This is a genomic window from Dietzia sp. 111N12-1 (assembly GCF_001658045.1).
In the GTDB taxonomy this organism is placed as follows: Bacteria; Actinomycetota; Actinomycetes; order Mycobacteriales; family Mycobacteriaceae; genus Dietzia; species Dietzia kunjamensis.
Map to the genome: position 1 here is coordinate 1 of NZ_LSSV01000100.1, position 926 is coordinate 926.

1 protein-coding gene is annotated in these 926 nt (G+C 66.1%); it reads left to right on the plus strand.

Going from position 1 to position 926, the window contains the following annotated elements:
- Window positions 1-41 precede the first annotated feature (41 nt).
- A protein-coding gene (locus tag AYO52_RS18025) for an IS5 family transposase (protein ID WP_371518006.1) occupies window positions 42-918 on the plus strand; the annotation gives its coding sequence in 2 pieces (ribosomal slippage) (window positions 42-356 and window positions 358-918; 876 coding nt in all).
- Window positions 919-926: the final 8 nt, after the last annotated feature.

Sequence of the window (926 nt, forward strand, 5' to 3'; positions counted from 1 at the left end):
AGTCACGTTTTCGCCAGTTCACCGACGAGCAGTGGGAGCGGATAGAGCCCCTGCTGCCCTCCAATGAAGGGCGGCAGGGGCATCCGTTTCGCGACAATCGCAAGGTCGTCGAGGGGATCATCTACCGCTACCGAGCAGGTATTCCCTGGCGGGACCTACCTCGCGAGGAGTTCGGGGCGTGGCAGACAGTGTGGAAGCGTCACGCCCGCTACGCCCGGGACGGGACCTGGGATCGCATCCTGCACGTGATCCTGGCTGACGCTGACGCAGGCGGAAAGATCGACTGGAACGTCTCGGTGGATGCGACCATCTGCCGCGCTCATCAACACGGTACGAACACCACGCGCCCTGAGCAGGACACAGGGGGCTCGGTCGAATCACAAGAACCGGCCCTTCCGGGACTGTGAACCCGCAGGTCACGGCATCGGCCGGTCGCGTGGCGGGCTGACGACCAAGATCCACAGCGCGGTCGACGGGCGTGGGCGGCCGCTGGCGAATGTGGTGACCGGCGGGCAGCGCAACGACGGGGCGATGCTCGCCGAAGTGCTGGCCGACATCCACGTTCCTCGCCAAGTCCGTGGCCGACCCCGCACCCGCCCGGACGCGGTGATCGCCGACAAGGCGTACTCGTCCGGCACGATCCGCCGCAAGCTCCGCAGTCGCGGTATCGCCGCTGTCATCCCGGAGAAAAGCGACACCATCGCCGCTCGCGAACGCCGCGGCAGCCGCGGTGGCCGACCCCCGAAACTCGACACTGGCCTCTACAAAGACCGAAACGTCGTTGAACGTTCCTTCGCTCTGGCCAAGCAATGGCGAGCGCTGGCCACCCGCTACGACAAACTCGCGATAACCTACCGCGCCGCCGTCACCCTCTGTGCAATTCTCACCTGGCTACGCCGATTGGGAGACACGCCCTAGGAGACTGC